This is a genomic window from Pseudomonas sp. YNh, from assembly GCF_037993085.1.
Taxonomy (GTDB): Bacteria; Pseudomonadota; Gammaproteobacteria; order Pseudomonadales; family Pseudomonadaceae; genus Aquipseudomonas; species Aquipseudomonas putida.
Genome location: NZ_JBBMRJ010000091.1, coordinates 1 through 592, shown reverse-complemented (window position 1 = coordinate 592; position 592 = coordinate 1). Strand labels below are relative to the sequence as shown.

At 59.6% G+C, this 592-nt stretch carries 1 protein-coding gene; it reads right to left on the bottom strand.

Going from position 1 to position 592, the window contains the following annotated elements; translation table 11 throughout:
* Positions 1–592, bottom strand: a 592-nt coding sequence (locus tag WF331_RS29175) for an immunoglobulin-like domain-containing protein (protein ID WP_340623573.1), incomplete at both ends; no start/stop codon positions are given.

The following is a 592-nucleotide window of genomic DNA, read 5'->3' as shown; positions in this document are numbered from 1 at the left end:
GCCGTTGGACAGGGTCACAGTTACCGGAGTCTGGGCAGGATTGCTCAGGGTCACGGTGTAGGTAATTACGCCGCCTTCAGTAACGCTTGGCGAAGCAGTCAAAGTCGCAGTGGTGGTGTCTACCGAATCGTTGATCGTGGTCTGAGCCGGGGTCGGATTCGGGGTCAGCTGCTCGAAGTTACCGCCAGTGGCGTTTTCGATGGTGACGCTGACGGTCGAGCCGTTGTTGTAGACGTCGTTCGCCGGGGTCTGGAAATCAACGCTGCCTTGGGTTTTGCCGGCCTCAACGGTGATGGTCTGGCCGTTGGACAGGGTCACGGTTACCGGAGTTTGGGCAGGGTTGCTCAGGGTCACGGTGTAGGTGATCACGCCACCTTCGGTCACCGACGGGTTCGCCGTCAGAGTTGCGGTGGTGGTGTCTACCGAATCGTTGATCGTGGTCTGAGCCGGAGTCGGATTCGGCGTCAGTTGCTCGAAGTTACCGCCAGTGGCGTTTTCGATGGTGACGCTGACGGTCGAGCCGTTGTTGTAGACGTCGTTCGCCGGGGTCTGGAAATCAACGCTGCCTTGGGTTTTGCCGGCCTCAACGGTG